This window comes from Streptomyces sp. NPDC096012 (assembly GCF_040426375.1).
Lineage (GTDB): Bacteria > Actinomycetota > Actinomycetes > Streptomycetales > Streptomycetaceae > Streptomyces.
The window spans coordinates 1-1252 of the sequence record NZ_JBEOTD010000107.1 but is presented as its reverse complement, the minus strand read 5'-3'; the positions used below and the strand labels follow the sequence as shown (position 1 = coordinate 1252).

Here is a 1252-nt window from a genome sequence, read left to right as displayed (position 1 = left end):
GGCGCGGTCGGGATCGGTGCCCGTGCGGGCCTGGTCGAGTACCTCCCCCCAGGTGGCGCCAGGCGCGGCGTCGATGCTCACGCGGGGCCGGCCAGCACCGAGAGGGTGAGCACCGGGTGGGTGGCTTCGATGCTCGCAGGCAGGATCGCCTTGCCGGACAGCTCGGCCAGACCCATCTGCGCGGCGGCCTCACCACGATCGACCTGGTACAGCGGAATCCGGATGCGGGCACCGTCGCCGTAGTCGATCACCGCGAGGAGCGTGATACCTGGGTCAGGGGTGCTGCGCAGCGGCAACGTCACGCTCACCGCGGTCCCGTCCGCCACCGGGGTATCGGATACAGTCAGCGACAGTGGGCCGACCGCGTCGACGCCGAGGATCGCGGTGACCAGGTCGGGGTCGGTCACCCGCACCTTCCATAGCCGGCCCTCGTCGGCGGTCGCGGCCGCGCGGGTCGAGGACACCAGTCCAAGTTCGGCGGTCCAGGTCGCCAGGACATCGGCGAGGGTGTCGTCGTCGATCCGGGCGTCCCCGATGGCCTCCTGTGCCTCGACGATCGCGCTGGCCCGGGTGAAAGCTCGCTCGGTCATCGCCAGCAGTTCCTCGTCGGAAGGCATCAGAGTGTGGTCGGGGTCGTCGGCGTGCAGCTCGGCGTCGATCAGCGCCAGCAACGCCTCGGCCTCGGCAGCCAGACGTCCGGGGTCGTTGTCGAAGTTCGTCATCGTTGTCTCTTCCTACTTTTTAGAGGGTGGGGGCGTCGGGTGCGGTCGACGGTCGATTCGGGGCCAGCTCAGCCAAGGCGGCCTGCAGTCGGGTCTTGAGCCACGAGCTGAGCTTCTTGACCTTTGACAGGCTCAATCCGGTAACGGCGGCGACCTGCTCGAGGGGCCGGAGGTCACCGTCGTCGAGGTCAAGCAGGGCCCACAGGTGGGGGCGCTGTTCAGCGTCGGGGTAGGAGTCGATCACGACTCCGATGTGGACACGGATCTCGGTGGAGAACACCACTCCCTCGGCGACGTCGCGGGTGACGTGGTCGGACGAGAGGTCGTCGAGGGCGATTTCGAAGCCGGTGTTGACCCCCAGAACAGCCTTCTGTGTCTGCCGCCGCCGATACAGGTCGATGTGCCGATTGGTCAGCACGCGCGTGAGGAAGGCCCGTCCGTTGACCGGTCGGGTGAAGGTGTATCCGATGAGCTTTACGTATGCGTCCTGGGCGAGGTCCTCGGCGTCGGCCCGGTTGCCGCGGGTCAGC

General features: G+C 68.1%; 2 protein-coding genes. Both read right to left on the bottom strand.

What is annotated here, in order from left to right; genetic code table 11:
* Positions 1-77: 77 nt before the first annotated feature.
* Positions 78-722, bottom strand: a complete 645-nt coding sequence (locus ABVB68_RS36805; protein ID WP_073513676.1) for a hypothetical protein — start codon at positions 720-722, stop codon at positions 78-80.
* 19 nt (positions 723-741) lie between these two features.
* The coding region (locus tag ABVB68_RS36800) for an RNA polymerase sigma factor (protein ID WP_353605575.1) at positions 742-1252 on the bottom strand (511 nt) is incomplete at its 5' end.